This window comes from Thioalkalivibrio halophilus (assembly GCF_001995255.1).
GTDB lineage: Bacteria > Pseudomonadota > Gammaproteobacteria > Ectothiorhodospirales > Ectothiorhodospiraceae > Thioalkalivibrio > Thioalkalivibrio halophilus.
Genome location: NZ_MUZR01000076.1, coordinates 1 through 2,076 on the forward strand (window position 1 = coordinate 1; position 2,076 = coordinate 2,076).

Below are 2,076 nucleotides of genomic sequence, written 5' to 3' on the forward strand. Positions count from 1 at the left end.
GGGGTATCGTCCCACCTAACGAGGTGTCCACGGAAATTAGACCAGCTCACGTCCGCACCCACAAAAAAGGGCGGCACCTAGTGCCGCCCTTCGGGATTGCGCATGTAGCACCCGGAGCGTCGGGCTACGGCTCTTCATCATCGGGACGGTATTGCTTGAGCATCTCCTCCGCTTCCTCTCTCCGCTGGCGCGAACGCTCGAGATGTTCTTTACGGCTCTGTTCCCTCGCTTCCCGTTCCTTCCGCCGCTTTTCCACGACCTCTTCAGCGACCTCCTGAACTTCGGCGTGAGCGCGGGTCGCACGCAGCCCATCGAGCTCTTCGGCTTTCCCTTCCTCGATATAGAGTTCGACCCCCGTGCCCAGCTCTCGGGCCTTCACCTCCTCACCCTTCTCCTTGAACCAAGTCACGGCCTGCATGGAGGAGGTCATCAGCATGGCCTCCGAGCTTGCGTCAATTTCCGGCCCTTCGCCTTCATTCGAGCATGCCGCCAGGCCCAGAGCCATCGGCGCCACCAGCGCCAGAGCCATCATCTTCATCTTCATCTTCATCAACGTTCTCCTTTATTGGTTGCAGGGCCCAGCGTACAGATCGATCGCCCTTTGTCGATTTTTTCCATCGCCCCAATTCGAGTGTGCGCACGCGCACACCTGGACCGATCGGCTTCACGTGGGTATCAATCAACCACACCAAAGACCCCAATTTCCTCAGAGCCCTCGTGTTGGCGCACATGAGGCTCTTATCTGTTGGATAGGTAATCGCTCACGGCCCCTCGGGAAAACGGCCTGTGCGTGCTCTCTGTTGGTCACGTTTTGACCAGGCAAGACCAAAGACCTCACTAAGGAGGCAAAAATAGCCGAGGAGGGGAGGGCGACGCATCAGAGCGACCCCACTCACCAGCGCGTATCCCGTACTTCCAACACGCTCCGCAATCGTTCGAGTTCCGCGCGGCTATACCGCTGCGTGGTCCGCACATCGGAATGCCCCAACGCCTCGGCCGCGTCGCGCAGGCTGGCACCCTGGTCGGCCAGTTCCGTCCCTGCCGTATGCCGGAGCGCATGCGCACTCGCCCGGGCCAGCCTTTCCGACTCCCGTTCTTCCCCCTGTTCGGCCAGCCGCCGGCTAGCACCCTGGATGACTCGACGGGTTAGGTGATCAAGGGCCTGCCGCGTGAGCGGCTTTTCATCCACGCCGTTGTGCGCGCGCGCACGCGGCACGATGGGCACCGGGTCATCGGCTGACGGCCATCGAGACAGCCCCAAGGTCAGCCGGAACCGCTGCATTTCATCCAGCACGCTGAATGGCAGGGGTAGCACCATTCGTTTCCCGCCTTTCACCTCCAGGGACCAGACCCAGACTTCCTCCTCGTCGATCACCGTGGGCTGGATCTCCCCAAAACGTCCGCGCAACGAACTGATCCGAATTCCCAGGGTGTAGAGCAGATGGAAGACCCAGCGGGCTCTGGCTTTCTGGAACGCGTCTTCCTCGGTGCCGAAGGGGAGGCCATCGATGTACCGCTTGATGGCCTCCCAGCCTTTACGGGTCAGTGCTCGCCCGCGTTGCGCCTGGCTGGCCGCCGCCTCGGTTTCCTTCGATCGCTCGACGGTCAGGTCCACCAATGCCGCCGGGTTCGCCTGGAGGTAACCGGCCTGCGCGAGAAATCCCAGCAGATCGTTCAGCACCCGCAATCCGTATTCGGCCCGCTTGGATGAGCGCCCCGGCTGGAACGGTCGCCAGTCCGGGTGCGCGCGCGCACGCTTGGTCGTGTCGTTCGACACCCAGACCTCGGCAGGGGAGGGCTCGACCAGGAAGGCCTTGTAGGCCAGTACGTCCCGGGCTGACAGGTCACTCAGGGCCTGCCCCCGCCAGGCGGCCCACAACAGCACGCGCGTGACCTCCCGGATATACGCGTCTGCCGTCGGGGTAGGGCGGTTGTCGCCTCTGGGGTCGATGCCCTTGCGGGCGAACCAGGCGATCACCGCCTCCCGATCACTGGCCGCATCCAGCATGTTGTCGCCGGGATTCCGAAACCGCCCGCGCGTGCCATCCGGCACGGCCGGGAGTTACTGTCGAAAGT

Annotated in this window: 2 protein-coding genes; both read right to left on the reverse strand. The window is 63.1% G+C overall.

The window, feature by feature from the left end:
* Positions 1–124: 124 nt before the first annotated feature.
* Positions 125–550: a hypothetical protein gene (locus B1A74_RS13590; protein ID WP_077244946.1), complete on the reverse strand. Its 426-nt coding sequence runs from the start codon at positions 548–550 to the stop codon at positions 125–127.
* A gap of 342 nt (positions 551–892) precedes the next feature.
* On the reverse strand, positions 893–2,008 hold the full coding sequence (locus B1A74_RS13595) for a tyrosine-type recombinase/integrase (RefSeq protein ID WP_143592267.1): 1,116 nt from the start codon (positions 2,006–2,008) through the stop codon (positions 893–895).
* Positions 2,009–2,076: the final 68 nt, after the last annotated feature.